This is a genomic window from Gilliamella sp. wkB171, assembly GCF_001693755.1.
Taxonomy (GTDB): domain Bacteria; phylum Pseudomonadota; class Gammaproteobacteria; order Enterobacterales; family Orbaceae; genus Gilliamella; species Gilliamella apicola_F.
Map to the genome: position 1 here is coordinate 1 of NZ_LYST01000044.1, position 19,661 is coordinate 19,661.

The following is a 19,661-nucleotide window of genomic DNA, read 5'->3' on the forward strand; positions in this document are numbered from 1 at the left end:
TAATAAAAATCACTCTTACTATCGATTGCAATAAAGAACTCGAAACAGAATTTGGAACTGACCACCCAATAAGTTGATTGACCATCATTCCTATAGGCAAGTGTAATAAATACATTGAAAAACTACACATACCAAGATAGGACAATATATTATTTAATTTTTTGAATGAAGGCAATTTTAGATAAATATAAGATAATGTAACTATCCCCCATAAAAACGCTTCAATAGTAAAAGATAAAGAAACGAAAAAAACACTATTTTTTTGAAAAGTGAAAAGATATAAAAATGAAAATGATATTATGATTAATAAAAAAATTTGATATTTGAGTTTTTCAAGAAATTTAAAAAAACCTTTTTGATAATAATATCCTAAAATAATACCTATCACAAATTGGTCTAATCTACCAATTATTGTATGATAAGTATTGTAATAAATATCGCTTCCTTTTAAAATAGCGAGGTTAAATCTTGTCGCAATCATCAACACAACAAGCCCTATTAAATATTTAATACCATAACGTTTTAGAAATAATGTAATAAAAGGAAAAAGAAGATAAAACTGGAATTCAACCGCTATAGTCCAAATAGGGCCACTTGGGTAAAAATCATGCCCCCAACCTGTAATAGGATTTCCAGTATTTAGCTGTAAAGTAAAAATTCTTAATATATCCAGAGGCGTTGACACAGGCCTACTACAACAAATAACTATAAAAGCTAAAAAAACCATTAAAGGAAAGATTCTCAAAACACGGTTATAAATAAACCCCCAATATTTTAACTCTTTCTCCCCTCCTTTGGTTATTTGACAAAATAAGAACCCAGTCAAAACGAGGAAAAAAGACACGCCGGTTGAGCCATTTTGTAACCATAATGGTATGATAGATTTAAATTGCAAATGTCCATTCCACGCAATATTTCCACGAAAATGATGAAATATTAATAAAATTGCTGCAAAGAAACGTAAATGATCTAATCTATCTATATATTTTGTATTAAGTGAATACATATAAATCCTTTTATCTCAACTCCGAAAAAAGTCCATTTAAACATTTAAATAATATATTAGCATATTGGTTTTGTTAATTTACCACTTATCCACAATTTTTTTTACAAATTTTTCCGGTATTTATATATAAAAGGAATAAATTTGATAATTAGAATTTTTTTTATATCTTTTAAAGTAAAATATGGATTTTTTTTAGAATAAATCTCCCGATATTTTCGTATTTCTTTCGAAAAATATAATAAAAATGAATATCTATAAGGCATTTCCAATCGATTATAATTCCATTTATAGCTTTTATATTGTAAGCTGCAAATTAAATATTTGAGCTTTTCATATAGCATTTTATCTTTGCAAAAATTAATTATTTCTTCAAATTCATCACAAATACAAAAGACTTTATCTTTACTTTTTATTGAAGATTGTTCATGGATTCGGTAATAAATTAAAGCAGATTCAATAAGCATTAAGCGGTTTGCGTAAGCATACACTTTGAAACTAAAAGATGTATCTTGATAAGATGCTCCAGGTGTTTCTAAAAATCTTATATTATTTTTTTGAATAAATGTTCTTCTATAAATATTAGCCCACACTGAAGGCCACTGTAAAAATGGCGATACGTCTTCTTGAGGGTTAATTAAAACGTTACTTTCCATTTTACAAGCGTCTATTTTTTTTATTGCGCCATTTTTTTGTTTGTAAGTATAGAAATGACATCTTGCTACATCCAAATCATTTTTTATTGCCACGTTATACAATGATTCAAACATCTCAGGCTTGGCAAAATCATCTGATTCAACAATACCAATATATTCTCCGGAACATCCCTGAATACCAATATTCATAGAATCTCCATAACCACTATTCGGTTTATTTATAATCTTAATTCTTTGATCTTTAGCAGCATATTCCTTTAAAATTGTAAGAGAATTATCGGTTGAACCATCATTAACACAAATAATTTCGATATTTAACAATGTCTGCTTAACTATACTATCTAGACATTGTCGCAAATACGATTCAACATTATATACAGGCACAACAATTGAGACTTTAGGGAACATAAAATTCATCCTATTATTTGTTTGCTATTTAAATATGCTATAACCGTCTTTTTCAACCCACTGTCGAACTCCTCTTGTGGTTGCCAACCTAATTCTTTCTTTATTTTGGATGAATCGATAGCATATCGATAATCATGTCCCGGTCTGTCAGATACAAATTGAATTAAATCTCGATATTTTATTATTCCATTTTTATATTGGGGAGCAAGTTCATCAAGTATTTTACAAAGTTTTTCAACTAATACTATATTGGTTGATTCGTTATTAGCACCAATATTATATGTTTCGCCTATTTTACCATTGATTAAAACTGAATATAAAGCTTTAGCATGATCTTCTACATATATCCAGTCACGTATTTGTCGTCCATTACCATAAATAAGGATCGGTTTACCGGCAAGTGCATTTGAAATGACTGATGGAATTAGTTTTTCAGTGTGTTGGAAAGGACCATAATTATTTGTGCTATGAGTGATAATTGTTGGTAGGTCATAAGTTTTATACCAAGATCTAACTAGATGATCGCTCGATGCCTTTGATGCTGAATACGGGCTGTTTGGTGCATAAGAAGTCGATTCAGTGAAAAGATGGTTTGAATTTTGCAGTTCCCCATACACCTCATCGGTAGAAACATGAAGAAAGCAAAAATTATTCTTTGCTGATGTAGTTAAAGTATCAAAATAACAGCGATATGCTTCAAGTAAAGTATAAGTACCCACTATATTTGTTTCGATAAATACATGAGGATGATTGATAGAGCAATCGACATGACTTTCAGCTGCAAGATGCATTACTGCATCAGGACGATATTGTTGAAAAATCCGATCTAGCTCTGGTCTATTACAAATATCGATTTTTTCAAAAAAATAACGTTTATTGTCAGATACCTCTGCAAGTGCTTGCAAATTTGCAGCATAAGTCAGTTTATCAATATTAATAACTTGATGCACTGTTTGTTCAATAATATAGCGAATAACAGCCGAACCAATAAAACCCGCACCACCAGTTATTAAAATTTTTTTGCTATTAGACAAAACTACCGCCCTATCCCATAATCCCTAAGCTTATTAGCAATCGCAGTATGTGATACGCCTAATCGTTTGGCCAATTTTCTTGAGCTTGGATATTGGTCATACAATTTTAATAAAATCTCTTTTTCGAATTGCTTGGTCATTTCATCAAGTGTCTTATTTTCGATATTATCAAAATTAGACAATTTTGATGAAGTTTGCGCTGGTAGCTCAATATCTTTTATTGTTAATTTAGAGCACGTTAATTGTGACAATGCAGAATATAAGATATTTTTGAGTTGCCGAACATTTCCTGGCCATGAGTAATTTGATAAATAATCAAAAACTTCATTATCAATCTCAGGAGGATTGATTCCTTGCTTGTCTGCAAATTCATTGACAAAAATCTTGGTTAAAGGAGCGATATCTTCTTTACGCTCTTGCAATGAAGGTAGGTGCAATGAAAGAACATTGAGCCGGTAATACAAATCTTTTCTAAATTTACCTTGCTCAACTAAATCGGCTAAATCTACTTTTGTTGCACAGATAATACGGACATCAACATAAACTTCATTATCATCACCCACACGACGAAAATAACCATCATTGATAAAACGTAGTAATTTGGTTTGCATTTGGAATGACATTTCATCTATGCCATCAAGCAAAACTGAGCCACCATTCGCTTGCTCAAAAAAACCTTTTTTACTTTCAATTGCGCCAGGATAAGCACCGGCTGCATGACCATACAATTCACTTTCAACTACTTCATCGGGCATCGCCGCACAGTTTAATGCAAGAAAAGTTTGATCACCTCGTGCACTATACTGGTGACAAGCGTTGGCAAGCAAGTCCTTTCCGGTACCCGTTTCACCAGAAATGAGAAGCGGTTCTCTTTGCATTGAAAAAGCTTTTGCTTGTTTAATAAGTTTTTGCATTACAACACTTTGTATGGCAAAAATAGCAAAAGCATGATGATTAACAACTTTAATTTTTGACAAGTGCTTTTTTAAATATTCAATAGACTGAACAATAAAGACGATTTTTGATGATTCCACGACTTTTTGCAATAAAAAGTACTGAGAATTTAAAACAATAATTAGGTCGTCTTGTTGTTCTAGTTCATCTAGATTTTTAAGATTAAAAATAATCTGATAATCAAATGGTTGATTTAATATTAACGACGTTGAATCAAATAACTCTATTGCCTTGTCATTATATGCAATGAGTTGCTGGTTATGATTAATTTCAATGATGGCGGCTTGCATAATCTGCCCACTTCTCGTTTAATCTCATTAAATTTTCATGACGACGTTGCCAATCATAGCTTGTCCTCAAATCTTTATCGGTAATTTTGGTGTCAGCCAGTAACTGTTTGGCTTTACTTGTAGTTAAAGGCTGTGTTTTATTTAAAGCTTCTAATTGCTCTAAAATAGACAATGTTCCTTGACGATTATTACAGGCTAAAAGTAAATCACAGCCGGCCAATAATGCTGCTTGAGCACGCTGAGCATGGTCACCCAAGATGGAAGCACCTTCCATCGATAAATCATCAGAAAAAATCACACCATTAAAATGCAGTTGCTGGCGAAGGACTGTTTTGAGCCAATAAGGAGAACCACTGGCTGGTTTATCATCAAAAGCTGGATAAATTACATGTGCTGGCATAATTGCATCAAGTTTATTATCGGCAATAAGTTTGGCAAAAATCTGCATATCATGCTCTATTGATGATTTGTCACGGTGATCAATTGGTGTTTCTTTGTGTGAATCAGCAATTACATGACCATGCCCCGGAAAGTGCTTGCCAGTTGTTTTCATACCAGCACTGTGCATTCCATCAATCATTGCAGAAGCAATTTGATAAGCGATATTGACATCTTCATGAAAAGAGCGTGTTCCAATTGCTAAACAATCATGACCTAAATCTAATACTGGTGCATAACTAAGATCGATATCAAAAGCCATAAGCTCTGTAGCAAGCATCCAACCTGCATCAAATGCCAAGGATTTAGCTTGAGGTAACGCATTTAAAGCAGCAAAAGATTGCGCAGGAGGAATAATAGTAAAGCCCTGTTTAAAACGTTGAACTCGCCCACCTTCATGATCAACAGATATTAATAAACGCTCTGATGAGACAGCTCGAATCTGATTAATTAAATCACTCAATTGTGCTGGATCTTGATAATTACGGCCAAATAAGATCACTCCAGCAACTAATGGATTTTGCAGAAGTTTTTTATCATCTTCACTTAATGATATGCCTTCAACATCAATCAACAACGGTCCCATTATTTAGTTTCCTCTTGGGTTGAAGAAACTGATGATGACGAATTTTGTTGTTGAGGGAAATCTTTTGATGTTACACGAGTTAAAATTTCACCAGTTTGCGTTGACAGTAACTCCATAGAAAGGTTAGCATCATTGTTGTCTGTCGGCAGTTTATTAATCGTAGTAAATAACACAAAACCAGCATTGATAGATTTCGCTAAACCAATCATTTTACTACGGGAAACCAATTTATCATCAGCAGAAATACCCAACGCTTGTTTTGCTTGGATGATAGATTGCTTATCAGCAATAACAAAAAGATTTTGTTTATTCATTAAACTATGCAATGTTTCATCGATCTGATTTTTTGCTAAATAATCACCACTACGATTCTGAATATCACTAATTAACAAAACTTTATTGCCATCAATTGACGATGAGGATTTCAATATTTTTTGCACAAATGGCGACAATATAATATTCCAATCAGTTGATTTCACAATTGATGGCGGCGTCTCAATCACATCAGTATTATTTATTTGCGAGTCTTCAACCGGTGGTTTTACTTCAATAGGTTTAGTTTGATTAAAAAGCTGACAACCAGCTAAAATAAAACTTAATGTACCAATAATGACAACATGCTTGATCTGTTTCATATAAAAATCAACCTATTAAATGACCTAAATTCTTACCACCAAGTAAATGCATATGAATATGAAACACTTCTTGACCGCCGTCTTTATTGCAATTCATAATTAAGCGGTAACCACTTTCATCTATGCCTTCTTGTTTTGCTATTTTAGCAGCGACAGTCATCATATGACCTAATACTAATTCGTCTTGTTCGGTAATATCGTTAATAGTTGGAATTAATTTATTAGGTATAATCAAAATATGGGTAGGTGCTTGAGGAGAAATGTCTCGAAATGCAGTGACTTTTTCATCTTGAAAAACAATATCAGCTGGAATTTCATGCCGAATAATTTTACTAAAAATGGTTTCCTCAGCCATCGTGTTTCTCCTTTTCATTTATCAATATTTATTATTTCATAATTTCATTATTGCAAGCATAGCATATTTTGAAGAGAAAAATGTATACAAATCGTTACATTTTACAGATGTAGTATCAAATTTGCCATGACACTTAAAATTATCCTCACTTTGCAAGTAAAAAATCTAATGCAACTATTTGTCAATTATATTGTGTTGATATATAATGCCCCGTCGATTTCAACCGCCTATTTTTCATGTTCCTTGCTTTCAATGGGTTGCGGTTGCCCCGACAGAAAGCTGATTAATCCGTAGGGAGCGATAATGCGTCATTACGAAATTGTATTTATGGTTCACCCAGATCAAAGTGAACAAGTACCTGGTATGATTGAACGTTATACTGGTACATTAACCACTGATGGTGGAAAAATCCATCGTTTAGAAGATTGGGGTCGTCGCCAATTAGCCTATCCTATCGAAAAACTGCATAAAGCACACTATGTGTTAATGAATGTAGAAGCTACTCAAGAAGCAGTAAATGAACTTGAAGATAACTTCCGTTTTAATGATGCAGTAATTCGCAGTTTAATTATGCGTACAAAACACGCTGTAACTGAAACTTCACCTATGTTAAAAGCTAAAGACGAGCGTCGTAACGCTGAAGAAGATTTTAGCGATGTAAACATGGATGATGATTCCGAAGAATAATCGTTTAGAGTTATCGGGTATTGTTACTAAAACACCGATACGAAGAATGAGTCCGAGTGGGATTTCGCACTGTCAGTTTTATTTAGAACACGTTTCTGAACAAATCGAAGCAGAACTTCCAAGACAAGCATGGTGCACAATACCAGTTATCGTCAGCGGACAACAAGAGTTAAGTTACAGTATTAAAAAAGGCAGCAAAGTATTAGTAAGTGGCTTTATCAGCACACATACTAAACGAGATAAAACCAGTCAAATAGTTTTACATGCTGACCAAATTAAACTATTAGGAGAATAGCCAAATGGCACGTTATTTCCGTCGTCGCAAATTCTGCCGTTTTACTGCAGAAGGCGTTAAAGAAATTGATTATAAAGATGTTTCTTTATTAAAAAGCTATATCACAGAAAGTGGTAAAATTGTACCAAGCCGTATCACTGGTACTAGCGCAAAATATCAACGTCAATTAGCTCGCGCTATCAAACGCGCTCGTTACTTGGCATTATTACCATATACTGACAACCATCAGTAATTAGCAACAGAGGAACATATAATGCAAATTATTCTACTCGATAAAGTTGCTAATTTAGGCAGCTTAGGTGATCAAGTTAATGTTAAAGCAGGTTATGCACGTAACTTTTTGATTCCACAAGGTAAAGCCGTACCTGCAACTAAAAAGAATATTGAATTCTTTGAAGCACGTCGTGCTGAATTAGAAGCTAAACTTGCTGAAACATTAAAAGCCGCAGAACAACGCGTTGCTGAAATCAATGCTCTAGGTAAAGTTACTATCCAATCTAAAGCAGGTGATGAAGGTAGATTGTTCGGTTCAATTGGTACTCGTGATATCGCTGATGCAGTTAAAGCTCGTGGTATTAATGTATCAAAAAGCGAAGTTCGCTTACCAAATGGTGTATTGCGTACCACTGGTGAACACGAAGTATTCTTCCAAGTTCATAGTGAAGCTTTTGCTAAACTTATTGTTGATATTATTCCTGAATAATCATTCTACAATGATAAAAACCCGTCAATTATGTACGGGTTTTTTTATTTTCTCGATTACCATTACAAAGCAAATTTAACTAAATAGTAATTTATTATATTAACTATTTTATTTAATGACGAAGGATGTTCCTCTTCCACGACTATCTGAAACAGCCTCTGGTTGTTTATTAGTTACCTTAATCGCTTGAATATCACCATTAAAATCCTGTTGCTCAAAACGATAACCCATTTGTTCTAGTTTGTGTTTAAAATCCTCAGGGACTTTCTTTTGATAAGGTTCGGTAAAAATCACATTTTTAGGTAATAATTGATGATGATAACGTGGTGCATCCATTGCAGCTTTCAATGACATATGATTATCAAATACGTTTGTTATCACTTGGAAAATTGAAGTAAAAATCCTTGAACCACCAGGCGTACCAATGACCATAACCACATCATTATTTTTAATCAATATACTTGGAGTCATCGACGATAAGGGGCGTTTGTTAGGTTCAATAGCGTTAGCATCTTTACCCACTACACCAAATTGATTGGCAACACCGGGCTTACTGCTAAAATCATCCATTTCATTATTTAAAATAATGCCAGTGCCTTCAATCACAACCGCTGATCCAAACCAGCCATTAAGTGTATAAGTATTAGAAGCCGCATTACCCCATTTATCTACCACTGAAAAATGCGTTGTTTGCAGTTTTTCAGGTTCATTAGTTAAACCTGGTTTAACTTGTTCGGTGATAGAAATAGCTGTTGGATTGACTTGTTTAGCTCTTTCTGCCACATATTTAGCATCAATCAATTTCGCAACGGGCACAGTAACAAAATCGGGATCACCCATATATTCAGCGCGATCGGCAAATACTCGCTTTTCTATTTCAGCTAATAAATGAATATATTGTGGAGAATTAACGGAAACATTTTTAAAATCATTCGCTAAATCTTGTTTCATTAAAAGTAATTGAATTAAGCCAACACCACCTGAACTTGGCGGAGGCGCTGTCACAATCTGCATATCATGCCAGTTTGCAACGAGCGGGTCTCGCCATTTAGCTTGATAATTAGCCAAATCACTTTCACTAATTAAGCCATCATTTTGTATCATTTGCTGTGCAATTAATTTTGCTGTTTTCCCTTTATAAAAGCCATCACTTCCCTGCTCAGCAATACTTTCAAGTACTTTGCCAAGTTCAGGTTGTTTGAACACTTTACCTTCTTGCATTGAACCAAAGTATTGTTTAAAGTGACCATTAGTAGGGGCTGATGCTTCAACTTCTTGATAACGTTCAACTAACTGTTTATTGACTGTAAATCCATCATTGGCAAAACGGATTGCTGGTGCTAATACCTCTTTCCAGGTTAATTTACCAAATCGCTGATGGATTGCCCACATGCCCGCAACCGTTCCAGGTACTCCCGAAGCTTTATGAGAATACAAACTTAAGTCAGTAATAACATTCTTATTTTCATCAAGGAACATATCTTTATCGGCTTTTTGTGGGGCAGTTTCTCGATAATCAATGAAATAGGGCTTTCCTTCCATCCAAAGCGTCATAAAACCACCACCACCAATATTACCTGCTTCAGGATAAGTCACTGCCAATGCAAAGGCGGTAGCAACAGCAGCATCAGCAGCATTACCACCTTTGGTTAACATTTCCTCTCCAGCAATCGCACCATAATAATCGGGTGAAGCTATTGCGCCTGATTCAAGTTTTTGTTTACCATTTTCAACCGCATATATGGGCTGACAAAACATAAAAAACAGGATAAGGTAGCAATACTTTATCAACTGGCCTTTGCAATTTAACATTTTGTACCTCCTCATCAATATTGTATTTTCGTCCTTCCCTTTTACTCAAAGTACCAACAAAACATGATTAAATCATAATACTGTTGAATAAAGGGGAATTATCAATATAGCATATAATTTTAAAAAATTGAGTAAATATTAAACAATATCAAATTAAGGTGAACCAAAATATTTGAGGCATATATCAAATATAAGAATTTGAGAGAGAAATAAAAAGAGCGTCATCATTTTAATAAAAATTTAAACGCTCTAATAAGAATCAAAGGCAGACTATAGGTTCTGTATTTAACTATTTGCCTTTTGTTGTTCTCCTTTAAAAAGTTTGTTGTCGTATAACTTTACAAAAGGTAAATAAATCAATAATGCTAAAATAGCCGAAAGTATAGCAACAATCGCGGCTTTATAATCTCCACCTGTGCCAATAAAAGCGCCTAATCCTGCTGGGGATGGCCAAGGCACTAAAGCAATAATAGGATTCATAAAATCACTATTTATAGCAAAATAACCCAACGTACCACAAGCCATTGGCGCTAATAAGAATGGTATGGCAAGATATGGATTATAAACGATTGGCATACCAAAGATAACAGGTTCATTAATATTGAAAATGGCAGGCACAACCGAAGCTCGACCTAATATTTTTAATTGACTAGATTTAGCAAAAAAAGCAATAAAAAAGGTCATTAATAGCGTTGAGCCAGATCCGCCTAAAATGACTAATGAATTATTAAATTCACCAGCAAAAGGAATATGTGAACCAGAAGCATTTTCAGCCATATTGGCTAACATTATTGGCGTTATAAACGCACCGATAATACTAGCACCATGAATACCAACAACCCAAAGTGCATGAATTAAAAATAGAATTACCATGATACCAAGCCAACTTTTGGTTAGATTGGTCACAAAAGTAAATGGCACACCAATAATATCAAAAATATCGGTACCAAAGTAAATTAAAATGCCATTAAGAATGATGACAGTAAATGCGATGACAAATGTTGGAATTAAAGCTGTGAACGATCGAGAAACACCTAATGGAACAGTTTCGGGCATTTTGACAACCCAATTGCGTCTAACACAAACAAAATAAAGTTGAGTTGCAACTATCGCCATGACAATAGCAATAAAAATACCCGAAGTACCTAACCGAAAAATAAAAGGTTTTAAGCGTAAACCATTAAAAACCAATTCTGTTGTATCATTAAGTAAAACTACAGAGCCATTTTTCAAAACAAGCTCAGGTAAAGTCATAATAAAAGCAAATATGGAAAGCATGGCTCCATTGAGTGGACTAACTTTTAAACCCGTCTCTTCTTGTTCAATTTTAGTTAGTTCATAGCCAACAACAATATTAAAATAGATCGCTAAAATCCCCATGGTTGCTGTATTAGCAATCATATAAAGATCACTTATTCGAAAAATCGTATTCTCAAATAGACTTTCTAAACCAGTAAAAGTCATCGGTAATGTATTAAAAACTAAAAACATCGATCCTACGATACAAAAAGGAATTGATGCCATACCTGCCGCCATCACTGCTCGTACAATTTTAAATTGTGATATTTTTGCCATAGGCGACATCAAATACTTTTGTAAAAACATAAATCCAGTATTCATCTTGTTTTCCTCATCTAATTAATGATCGCTTGGTAAGCTAGAATTCTTTGATAGTGTTTATCTTTGTTACACTCAATCTTTTTCAATTTATAGAGCATTAACAGCGAAATAGTAAGACACCCTAATAAGAGTGCAAAAATGGTACTTAATGTTGTTGGTGCTACTTTTAAAAATGGAAAAAATAAATGAAACAGAGGGCTATAAACAGTAATAGTTACCACGCAATAACTGATAAAAATGGTTTGATAAAATAACTTGGCAAAAGGTAATCTATTTTGATGTTGCCGATATAATTTAATTTGTTCAAAGCTGGTTAATGTGCCTAGAATAAAAATCATAGCTGGTAAAATAGCCATAAATGACAGTGAACCAAGTAGAAATACCAACCAATAGAGATTTAAAAATAGGAACAACGCGGTGCTGTAACGAATGGCTAAAAAGCGATTGAAATAAAGGTTAGTTAAACTCGCTTTCTGATGTATTTTCAACTGTTTTTCCATGATTAGATTCAACCTCGTAATTTTTCGGTAAGCTGATGATTAAGCTCGTACAGATGGACCATTTCAATGGCAATTTCTCGCATAGTCATGGTTGTCATTAAATGATCTTGTGCGTGCACCATAATAATTTCCATGTTGATTTTGATGCCATTAGCATAACTTTGCAGTAAACCAGTTTGCGATTTGTGTGCTTGAAGAATCTCATCATTGGCTTGTTCAAGGAGTTGTTTTGCCAAGTTAAAATCAGCTTGCCGCATAGCGTTAAATGCATCATGAATTTTGGTTTTGGCATTACCACTATGTAAAATAATGTTAAAAGCAATCAATTGAATATCATCGGAACTCATTTCATCATTCATTGCTATGCTCCTTTTCAATAAGTTGAATAAAAAGTTGTCTAAATTGGTTAAAATTTTGCGTTTTGAGTAATTTTGCTTGCATATCAAGGCTATCTATTAAATTGACAATTGCTTTAGTCATCATCGCTAAGTTGGGATTTTGATAAATAGACGGTGAAATCAAAAAAACAAAATGTATTTTCGGGTGATTTTGCTGCCAAAATAGCCCTTCAGGAATAAGAGCGATGCCTATTTTTGACAACTTGCCTACAGGCTCAGCCGGATGAGGGACGGCAATGGTGTCACTAAAAAAAATATCGCCTAGTAACGAACGCTTATCTATCTGTTTTAGCATTTTATTTGTATAACAACAGGATTCATTTATCGATAATCGATCCAGTAATCGAACTAACAATTCATCTTTTGATATAGGATGTTGGCAGATACAAAAATAGTCGGCACTTAAATCATCAATAACTTGCTCAATATGCGTTAATTCACCTGAAACATTAGGTATTACTTTGTTGATTTGGGTACGATTAACAAAATTAAAGTGTTTTTTTGAAGCAAGATAACAACGGATTTTTTGCACATCGTCTTCAGTAAAAAATACAGAGACTTGAAAAACGGGAATTTTAAACACTTTTGATGAAAGATCGACGGAAGAGATGATAAAATCGACCTCATCTAACATTTCGGGATCAATTTCATAATATCCTCGTGTGTCGACAATTTTAATTCGTTCTTGAAATTCACGTTCAACTCGATTTTTTAATAGTTGTGCACTACCTAAGCCTGTAGCACAAATAATTAAAACTTTCGCTTTTTGTTCATTTTTAAGTTTTTCAATTGATGCTAGAAAATGGAGAGCCAAATAACCCCACTCATCATCTTGAATTGAATACTTGTTTAAATTGGGAAGCTGGCTAAAATAATGTTTTACCAATTCAAACAGTTCCGCCGAACAGGTTTTGATTTCTTTAAGTAAGGGATTTTCTAATTTTATATTTTGTTCTAAGCGTACTAACATCGGTTTTAGATGCTGTACTAACCCATTTTTTAACTGCTCATCGTTCAAAAATGGATAACCTGTTTCATGTTGAATTTTGACTAGCAAATTGCTCAACATTGTGCTTAATTGGCTATCTAAATTCTGCTCAATAACATTGGATTTACTCATCAAATGTAAAGTTAAATACATCTGCTCTTCTTTAGGGAACGAAAATCCAATTACTACTTCAATTCGATTAATAATTTTTTGAGCTACTTGGTATTCTAAGGTGTGATTAGCTGAACTTGGCAAATCAAGATTTTGAATAAATAATCCTGATTGTAAACGTTTTATACTCAACGCCAAATGCAACACAATATTTTGCATCATTACATCTGATAGTTTAATTTTTGCTTCACGACATTCATCTAAAATAATAATGGTTAAAGTATCAAAACTTATTACATCACTAAATTTATTGAGATAACTTAAGCGGTGTAAAAAATTGAGTGTTTCTTCATGAAAAAAATAGCTCATAATGAAATGTCGCTTTGCTTTTTCTGCACCATCTACATAAAACAAGCTGCGATTTTTTTTTAAAGTAAGTTCAAAAGGTTGAAGTTGAAGCTTGATATCTTGCATATCTTTGCATAATTGCGATGTACTAATAAATAACTGTTCTGATAATGTTTCAATATCTATTGTTTGGCTTTCAAGTAATAAAAGATTAAGGATATGGTGTTTTCTTTGGCAAAGTTCTCGACAATTAACTTGTTCTTGATTGGGATCCAATAAGTGATGTTTAATTAAAAATTGATTAAATACTGTTCTATCTTTTACTTGTAGTTGGTATCCGTAGCCTTGCTTACTCACAACAATGGCACCATTTTCTTCAATGAGTGATTTGAGATCATGAAGATAAGTACGTACCGTTCTATCTGATAACGACAACTCTTTTGCGAGCAAGGCACTACTTTTGAATATATTTTTAGAACAGACCATTAAAGCAATAAGGTCACGTTGTTTGTTTTTTATCATTATCATTTTTACCTGTGGCAACTAAAACCGCTATACAAAATATCGTGGTTAATTTTATCTACGCGAAAAACTCACCGACCAAGGTAATAAGGCGCTGTTATTTAAGGCATAGCAAATACAGCGCCAACCAATATATACAAATTTAACTTAGTTAATATTATCCTCAATCAACTTCGCTAATTGTTCAATCCCTGATTGGATAGGGATATAGGCTTGAAAAGGGATACTGACCACAGGCTTACCTACTTCATCACCTAATTTTTTAAATTTATCAAACATCATCATGGTTTGCGGACTAATTAAAAAAAGTGCAAAGTCACTGTTTTTGATCATGTTAGTGCCTTCAGTGGCTGAAACTGCATCAACGGTAAAAGCTTTATCTTCTTTTGCAAAAAATTCCGTGACTTTTTTTGCCATTAACGATGATGACATACCAGCAGCACAAATAATTAACGCTTTTTTCATAACTTCTCCTAATGAATTTGAATCGTTATAAGGTTTCACCATTTGACTCAATGACTTTTTTATACCAAGCAAATGAATCTTTTCGACTTCGTTTTAAGGTGCCATTACCTTTATTGTCTTTATCAACATAGATAAAGCCGTAACGTTTTTCCATTTCACCCGTTCCAGCGGACACTAAATCAATACAACCCCAAGGGGTATATCCCATCAAATCAACACCATCTTCTTCAACCGCTAACTTCATTTGTTTAATATGTTCTCGAAGATATTCAATGCGATAGCTGTCATGAATACTTCCATCAGCTTCAACTTTATCATATGCACCAAATCCATTTTCCACAATGAAAAGCGGTAAATGATACATATCAGTTAGCCAATTTAATGTGTAGCGCAAACCTTCCGGATCGATCTGCCAACCCCAATCAGATTTTTTAACGTATTGATTACCAATTAAATCGGTTTTTTCGTTATATTCATAGTTATCTGATTTTTTCCTAATCGCATTAGACATGTAATAACTAAAACCAATGTAATCAACAGTGCCGTTTTCTAACACTTCGAGATCTTGACTTGTCACGTCTAATTTAAAGCCTTTGCGTTGCCAGTATTTGATAATATGGTTAGGATATTGACCATGAACATGAACATCGGTAAAGAAATACTTACGTTCCATGACTTTTTGCGCCATTAAGATATCACCTGGTTTACAGGTTTCCGGATAGATTGGCACAACGGCAATCATACAACCAATTTGAAAATCAGGATTGATAGCATGACCGATTTGGACAGCTTTTGCACTAGCGACCAATTCATAATGTGCTGCTTGATACATAATTTGTTCGCGATCATCGCCAGCTTTATAGTAGATACCAGAATTAGTAAACGGTGCAAAGTCTTCATCAAAATTGGCTTGATTATTGATCTCATTAAAGGTCATCCAATATTTGACTTTATTTTTGTAACGATCAAAACAGACCTCTGCAAAGCGAACAAAGAAATCAATTAATTTACGATTACGAAAACCACCATACTCCGTAACTAAATAATAAGGTAACTCGAAGTGAGAAAGCGTAACAACCGGCTCAATATTATATTTCAAACATTCATCGAAAAGTTCATCATAAAACTTCAAGCCTTCTTCATTTGGCGCAAGCTCATCCCCTTTGGGAAAAATGCGAGTCCAAGCAATCGAAGTTCGAAAACATTTAAAACCCATTTCAGCAAATAGTTTAATATCATCTTTATAATGATGATAAAAGTCGATAGCCTCGTGATTAGGATAATACTCACCAGGAATGATTCCTTCGGTAATTTTTCGATAACTTTTAGGCGATCCAACAGTCATCACATCGGCAACACTAGGACCCTTACCACCAGCTTGCCAAGCACCCTCTAATTGATGAGCAGCAACAGCGCCTCCCCATAAAAAATCCTTTGGTAAACCTTTATTATTCATGATCAAATACCTGTATTAAATGAGAGATTAAATTCAGTATAAAAGGAAAAAATTTGAATTACTAACCAACTTTTTCCGTATTGATCAGGAAAAATAGAAAATGAGGACATGATAAGGAAAATTTATCTAACCTTTAGATAAAGCGATGAGATTGAGGAACTACTATAAAAATTTTATCTAATAAAAAAGGTGGTTGTACAAATTTGTTAAATAATTTTTTACTAAATAACTCGCATTTTTTTAAAACGATTAAGCTTATGATAAGTTAATGATTAGGTTGTATAACGACTAATTTAATCCCCGTTCGACAAATCGATTCTAATTTATTAAGTGGTTATTGATCGCCCTGACATACTGATTTGATTAGTTATTCTCTATTTTTACTTATATTTTTTCATTGATAATTAATCAATTCATAATAAATAGACTTAAATAAATTTAAATTAATTTTATTTAGCAAATAACATACTTATATAGAACTTGAAAAAGCCAAAAAAGCTCAACATTTTTATCAATTTTTTGAAACAGTGATATTAAAGGATGAATGGATTGATAATCGGTTCATTTTATAATGATACTTAGACTAACTATTTTTTAATAAAATTTTATTGATATTCATTAAAATTTTTTTGAGTATAATTAGATAAACACTTCAAACTGCTTCGCAAACTTTGTAGGTATAAATTCTATAAGTTCATATTGTGCAATTTGCTGAATACAAAATGGATCTTTTTGCATTATTGCTATTGCCTGTTCACGACTCTCCGCACGACAAAGAATAATACCACCAATACGCGGGACTTTGCGGCCAGAAGCAATAAAATGTCCTGATTGATAATGACGTTCTAAATAATCGATATGTTGTGGTAAGTATTTTTCTACTTCACTAACCGGCTTGAGGTAGGTAATTGAAAAAATGAACATTTTAATCTCTTAATTTAAATATAAATAAGCCAACCATACATGTTGGCTTGGATTATACTATTTTTTATTAATTATCAATTAAATAGCATTATGGTTTGTTAAAACAAGTATACAACATTAAAGTTACGATTTAGCGACCCATTTGCCGTTTTCATCTTTATGATAAAGCTTTTCAACCGCCGACCAAGCAACACGGAAAGCAACTTGCTCAGGTGTACTATTATCTCGTCGCTTTTTAGGATCTTGATACTCTTTTATGGCACTATTAAATGCTTCTTTAAAAATATCTTGAGCATGAACGGGTAAAACATGTCGAACGGATTCTGGTAGGTCATCTCGTGTTTGATAAGGCATATCACATTCCCCCATAAATTAATTATACATTATGGATAATTCTAAACGGTTATTGCGAACTCAACTTTCAAAACAGCTAAGATTGAATTTAGTCTTATTTTATAGGAAATACAAGAATTATTAATCAATGAATTGTATTAATTTTTATCTAAATCAATTTCGGGGTTAATAAAGCGGTGTAAAATTACACCACTTTATTGAATATCGATTTAGTTATTTACATCAACTACAAAGCGACCTTTAATTTTATTTGCGATCATCTTATTTGCCACTTCAGCACATTCATTTAATGTAATAGTCTGAGCTATATGAGAATACAGTTTTTCATCCATGTTTTCTGCTATCAATTGCCAAGCAGCAATTCGTTTATCATAGCTTGCCATCACACTATCCACACCTGCTAATGTGACGCCTCTTAAAATAAACGGAGCAACCGTTGCGGGTAAATCCATGCCTTGAGCAAGACCACAACAAGCGACAATGCCGCCATATTTAGTTTGCGCACAAATATTGGCTAATGTATAAGAACCAACTACGTCGATCGCCGCTGACCATAGCTCCTTTTGTAATGGTCGATTTGGCTCTTTCAAAGATTGGCTATCAATAATTTCCACTGCACCGAGTTTATGCAAATAATCTTTATCTGCCACTTTACTCGTAGAGGCAGTCACCTGATAACCTAATTTACTCAATATCACGATAGCAACTGAACCAACACCGCCTGTTGCACCAGTAACTAAAACTTTTCCATCTTCAGGTTTAACACCAAAATCAACAATACGTTTTACACACAATGCCGCTGTATATCCTGCGGTGCCAATAATCATCGATTGATAGGGTGTGATATTTTGGGGTAAAGGAATTAACCATTCCGATTTTAAATAAGCATATTGAGCAAAACATCCCCAATGGGTTTCACCACAACCCCAACCATTTAAAATAACCAAATCGCCGGATTGATAACGACCACTCTGACATTCAATTACCTCCCCTACTCCATCGATACCAGGAACCATTGGCCATTGTCTAACAATAGGACCGTTATTAGTTAATGCTAGTGCATCTTTATAATTGATACTTGAATAGTGAATTTGAACTAGAGTATCACCTTGTTGTTGCAGCAACTGTTGTTTTGTTATGGTTTTTAATGAATGTGAAAACCCATTTATCTCATCTTTTTCTAAAATAATGGCGCTCAATGACATACATATTCCTTATTAAATTTTTGTAAATCGGATTGGGTAATTCACTACAAAAAAGCTTAGTAATAAAGTTAACTTATTGAATTACTGTTTATAGACAAATAGTCTAAAGATTATAGACCGATCGTCTAGTTAATTGCAACAGATTACAATCAGATATTTTGGTCCTAAATATGGCTTTTGTTTTAACGGATTAATTATGTTCGATAATTCAAAAAATGCGTAATATTTGTCTTACTATCAATAATCTTGTAGGGATTAGTGGACAATTTTATCGAGAAACAGTTGAATAAAACGATCTAACGGATCAGATCGTTTTATTAACTTACTACGTGTCACCGCTCCTTCCCAACCAATCCAAAAAAATTCAGCTAATGCCTTGCAGTCACTATTTGATTTTAGTTCACCACATTGCTGAGCAAGAAGTAGACATTCTTCAAGTTTAGCTTGCCAATTTAGCAAAATTTGTTCAAGAACTTTTGCGTATCCCTTTGGCAGTAAGGATTCTTCTTGAATTAATTCCCCAATTAAACAGCCTCGATTGTAATCATATTTTGCCATACCTTGCTTCGCATCTTCATAAAACGCTTGGATTCTAGCTAAAGGTGATGAAATTGCATTATTAGTTAGATGTTTATCTAATTTATGTATAAAAAAATTGTTGTATGAGGTAATAATGGCATGACCAAAATCCGCTTTACTTTTAAAGTAGTAATAAAAAGAACCTTTTGGTACCCCGACTTGTTTTAATATACTTTCAATATTTGATGATAAATAACCATATGTTGTCATTAACTCCATACCACTACGAATTAATGCTGTTTTAGTATCATTTCCTTTTTTCAAGAGTGTTTGAGATGACATATAAATAACGATTATTGAATTTTTACAAAATTATAGTTCTTTAATAATAAGCA

The 19,661-nt window shown here is 33.4% G+C and carries 22 protein-coding genes; 4 read left to right on the forward strand and 18 right to left on the reverse strand.

Going from position 1 to position 19,661, the window contains the following annotated elements; translation table 11 throughout:
* The 7 genes from A9G03_RS09035 to hinT all read right to left on the reverse strand — a co-directional run.
* A partial coding sequence (locus A9G03_RS09035) for an acyltransferase family protein (RefSeq protein ID WP_065798996.1) occupies positions 1–1,006 on the reverse strand: 1,006 nt, incomplete at its 3' end.
* Positions 1,007–1,107: 101 nt separating this feature from the next.
* A complete protein-coding gene (locus A9G03_RS09040; RefSeq protein ID WP_065798997.1) occupies positions 1,108–2,067 on the reverse strand; it encodes a glycosyltransferase in 960 nt (319 codons plus the stop codon).
* A gap of 5 nt (positions 2,068–2,072) precedes the next feature.
* Positions 2,073–3,101, reverse strand: coding sequence for a dTDP-glucose 4,6-dehydratase (gene rfbB, locus A9G03_RS09045; protein ID WP_065798998.1), 1,029 nt, complete (start codon positions 3,099–3,101; stop codon positions 2,073–2,075).
* Positions 3,102–3,103: 2 nt separating this feature from the next.
* Positions 3,104–4,345: a sigma 54-interacting transcriptional regulator gene (locus A9G03_RS09050; protein WP_065798999.1), complete on the reverse strand. Its 1,242-nt coding sequence runs from the start codon at positions 4,343–4,345 to the stop codon at positions 3,104–3,106.
* Positions 4,326–5,369 (reverse strand): beta-N-acetylhexosaminidase, encoded by a 1,044-nt coding sequence (gene nagZ / locus A9G03_RS09055; RefSeq protein ID WP_065799000.1) that lies wholly within the window; start codon positions 5,367–5,369, stop codon positions 4,326–4,328. Before nagZ ends, A9G03_RS09050 begins: the two co-directional genes overlap by 20 nt.
* Positions 5,369–6,004, reverse strand: a complete 636-nt coding sequence (locus A9G03_RS09060) for a hypothetical protein (RefSeq protein WP_065799001.1) — start codon at positions 6,002–6,004, stop codon at positions 5,369–5,371. Before A9G03_RS09060 ends, nagZ begins: the two co-directional genes overlap by 1 nt.
* 7 nt (positions 6,005–6,011) lie before the next feature.
* Complete coding sequence (gene hinT, locus A9G03_RS09065) at positions 6,012–6,359, reverse strand: purine nucleoside phosphoramidase (RefSeq protein WP_065634402.1); 348 nt, start codon at positions 6,357–6,359, stop codon at positions 6,012–6,014.
* A gap of 303 nt (positions 6,360–6,662) precedes the next feature.
* Here hinT and rpsF point away from each other — a divergent pair, with 303 nt between their 5' ends.
* From rpsF to rplI, 4 genes are read left to right on the forward strand one after another with little or no spacing between them, the layout of a single operon-like run.
* Positions 6,663–7,046: a 30S ribosomal protein S6 gene (gene rpsF / locus A9G03_RS09070; protein ID WP_065634401.1), complete on the forward strand. Its 384-nt coding sequence runs from the start codon at positions 6,663–6,665 to the stop codon at positions 7,044–7,046.
* Entirely contained in the window at positions 7,033–7,341 is a 309-nt protein-coding gene (gene priB / locus A9G03_RS09075; protein WP_416379561.1) for a primosomal replication protein N, read from the forward strand. Before rpsF ends, priB begins: the two co-directional genes overlap by 14 nt.
* A 4-nt stretch (positions 7,342–7,345) precedes the next feature.
* A complete protein-coding gene (rpsR, locus tag A9G03_RS09080; protein WP_025314965.1) occupies positions 7,346–7,573 on the forward strand; it encodes a 30S ribosomal protein S18 in 228 nt (75 codons plus the stop codon).
* A gap of 21 nt (positions 7,574–7,594) precedes the next feature.
* Positions 7,595–8,044, forward strand: coding sequence for a 50S ribosomal protein L9 (gene rplI / locus A9G03_RS09085; protein ID WP_065634399.1), 450 nt, complete (start codon positions 7,595–7,597; stop codon positions 8,042–8,044).
* A gap of 108 nt (positions 8,045–8,152) precedes the next feature.
* Here rplI and ggt read toward each other — a convergent pair whose 3' ends face one another.
* From ggt to acuR, 11 genes are all read right to left on the reverse strand, one after another.
* Positions 8,153–9,802 (reverse strand): gamma-glutamyltransferase, encoded by a 1,650-nt coding sequence (gene ggt / locus A9G03_RS09090; RefSeq protein ID WP_442903114.1) that lies wholly within the window; start codon positions 9,800–9,802, stop codon positions 8,153–8,155.
* 339 nt (positions 9,803–10,141) lie between these two features.
* Positions 10,142–11,476: a PTS cellobiose transporter subunit IIC gene (gene celB, locus A9G03_RS09095; protein ID WP_065799003.1), complete on the reverse strand. Its 1,335-nt coding sequence runs from the start codon at positions 11,474–11,476 to the stop codon at positions 10,142–10,144.
* 14 nt (positions 11,477–11,490) lie between these two features.
* Complete coding sequence (locus A9G03_RS09100) at positions 11,491–11,976, reverse strand: hypothetical protein (protein ID WP_082209434.1); 486 nt, start codon at positions 11,974–11,976, stop codon at positions 11,491–11,493.
* 8 nt (positions 11,977–11,984) lie between these two features.
* Positions 11,985–12,323 (reverse strand): PTS cellobiose transporter subunit IIA, encoded by a 339-nt coding sequence (locus A9G03_RS09105; RefSeq protein ID WP_065634418.1) that lies wholly within the window; start codon positions 12,321–12,323, stop codon positions 11,985–11,987.
* Positions 12,324–12,327: 4 nt separating this feature from the next.
* The gene (locus tag A9G03_RS09110) at positions 12,328–14,343 is read right to left on the reverse strand and encodes a BglG family transcription antiterminator (RefSeq protein ID WP_065799005.1); all 2,016 of its coding nucleotides are present in this window, start codon (positions 14,341–14,343) and stop codon (positions 12,328–12,330) included.
* Between the two features lie 147 nt (positions 14,344–14,490).
* The gene (locus A9G03_RS09115; RefSeq protein ID WP_065799006.1) at positions 14,491–14,808 is read right to left on the reverse strand and encodes a PTS cellobiose transporter subunit IIB; all 318 of its coding nucleotides are present in this window, start codon (positions 14,806–14,808) and stop codon (positions 14,491–14,493) included.
* A 25-nt stretch (positions 14,809–14,833) separates the two neighbouring features.
* The gene (locus A9G03_RS09120; protein WP_065799007.1) at positions 14,834–16,264 is read right to left on the reverse strand and encodes a 6-phospho-beta-glucosidase; all 1,431 of its coding nucleotides are present in this window, start codon (positions 16,262–16,264) and stop codon (positions 14,834–14,836) included.
* A 639-nt stretch (positions 16,265–16,903) separates the two neighbouring features.
* The gene (locus A9G03_RS09125) at positions 16,904–17,188 is read right to left on the reverse strand and encodes a YciI family protein (RefSeq protein WP_065799008.1); all 285 of its coding nucleotides are present in this window, start codon (positions 17,186–17,188) and stop codon (positions 16,904–16,906) included.
* Positions 17,189–17,311: 123 nt separating this feature from the next.
* Positions 17,312–17,542: a ChaB family protein gene (locus tag A9G03_RS09130; protein ID WP_065799009.1), complete on the reverse strand. Its 231-nt coding sequence runs from the start codon at positions 17,540–17,542 to the stop codon at positions 17,312–17,314.
* Between the two features lie 209 nt (positions 17,543–17,751).
* On the reverse strand, positions 17,752–18,747 hold the full coding sequence (gene acuI, locus A9G03_RS09135) for an acrylyl-CoA reductase (NADPH) (RefSeq protein WP_065799010.1): 996 nt from the start codon (positions 18,745–18,747) through the stop codon (positions 17,752–17,754).
* 255 nt (positions 18,748–19,002) lie between these two features.
* Positions 19,003–19,608, reverse strand: coding sequence for an acrylate utilization transcriptional regulator AcuR (acuR, locus tag A9G03_RS09140; protein ID WP_065799011.1), 606 nt, complete (start codon positions 19,606–19,608; stop codon positions 19,003–19,005).
* Between the last annotated feature and the right edge of the window lie 53 nt (positions 19,609–19,661).

Coding starts and splice junctions, on each gene's coding strand:
- A9G03_RS09040 (WP_065798997.1), bottom strand. CDS start 2,067: ATGTTCCCTAAAGTCTCAATTGTTGTGCCTGTATATAATGTTGAATCG.
- A9G03_RS09050 (WP_065798999.1), bottom strand. CDS start 4,345: ATGCAAGCCGCCATCATTGAAATTAATCATAACCAGCAACTCATTGCA.
- nagZ (WP_065799000.1), bottom strand. CDS start 5,369: ATGGGACCGTTGTTGATTGATGTTGAAGGCATATCATTAAGTGAAGAT.
- A9G03_RS09060 (WP_065799001.1), bottom strand. CDS start 6,004: ATGAAACAGATCAAGCATGTTGTCATTATTGGTACATTAAGTTTTATT.
- hinT (WP_065634402.1), bottom strand. CDS start 6,359: ATGGCTGAGGAAACCATTTTTAGTAAAATTATTCGGCATGAAATTCCA.
- rpsF (WP_065634401.1), top strand. CDS start 6,663: ATGCGTCATTACGAAATTGTATTTATGGTTCACCCAGATCAAAGTGAA.
- rpsR (WP_025314965.1), top strand. CDS start 7,346: ATGGCACGTTATTTCCGTCGTCGCAAATTCTGCCGTTTTACTGCAGAA.
- rplI (WP_065634399.1), top strand. CDS start 7,595: ATGCAAATTATTCTACTCGATAAAGTTGCTAATTTAGGCAGCTTAGGT.
- ggt (WP_442903114.1), bottom strand. CDS start 9,802: ATGTTTTGTCAGCCCATATATGCGGTTGAAAATGGTAAACAAAAACTT.
- celB (WP_065799003.1), bottom strand. CDS start 11,476: ATGAATACTGGATTTATGTTTTTACAAAAGTATTTGATGTCGCCTATG.
- A9G03_RS09100 (WP_082209434.1), bottom strand. CDS start 11,976: ATGGAAAAACAGTTGAAAATACATCAGAAAGCGAGTTTAACTAACCTT.
- A9G03_RS09105 (WP_065634418.1), bottom strand. CDS start 12,323: ATGAGTTCCGATGATATTCAATTGATTGCTTTTAACATTATTTTACAT.
- A9G03_RS09110 (WP_065799005.1), bottom strand. CDS start 14,343: ATGATAAAAAACAAACAACGTGACCTTATTGCTTTAATGGTCTGTTCT.
- A9G03_RS09115 (WP_065799006.1), bottom strand. CDS start 14,808: ATGAAAAAAGCGTTAATTATTTGTGCTGCTGGTATGTCATCATCGTTA.
- A9G03_RS09120 (WP_065799007.1), bottom strand. CDS start 16,264: ATGAATAATAAAGGTTTACCAAAGGATTTTTTATGGGGAGGCGCTGTT.
- A9G03_RS09125 (WP_065799008.1), bottom strand. CDS start 17,188: ATGTTCATTTTTTCAATTACCTACCTCAAGCCGGTTAGTGAAGTAGAA.
- A9G03_RS09130 (WP_065799009.1), bottom strand. CDS start 17,542: ATGCCTTATCAAACACGAGATGACCTACCAGAATCCGTTCGACATGTT.
- acuI (WP_065799010.1), bottom strand. CDS start 18,747: ATGTCATTGAGCGCCATTATTTTAGAAAAAGATGAGATAAATGGGTTT.
- acuR (WP_065799011.1), bottom strand. CDS start 19,608: ATGTCATCTCAAACACTCTTGAAAAAAGGAAATGATACTAAAACAGCA.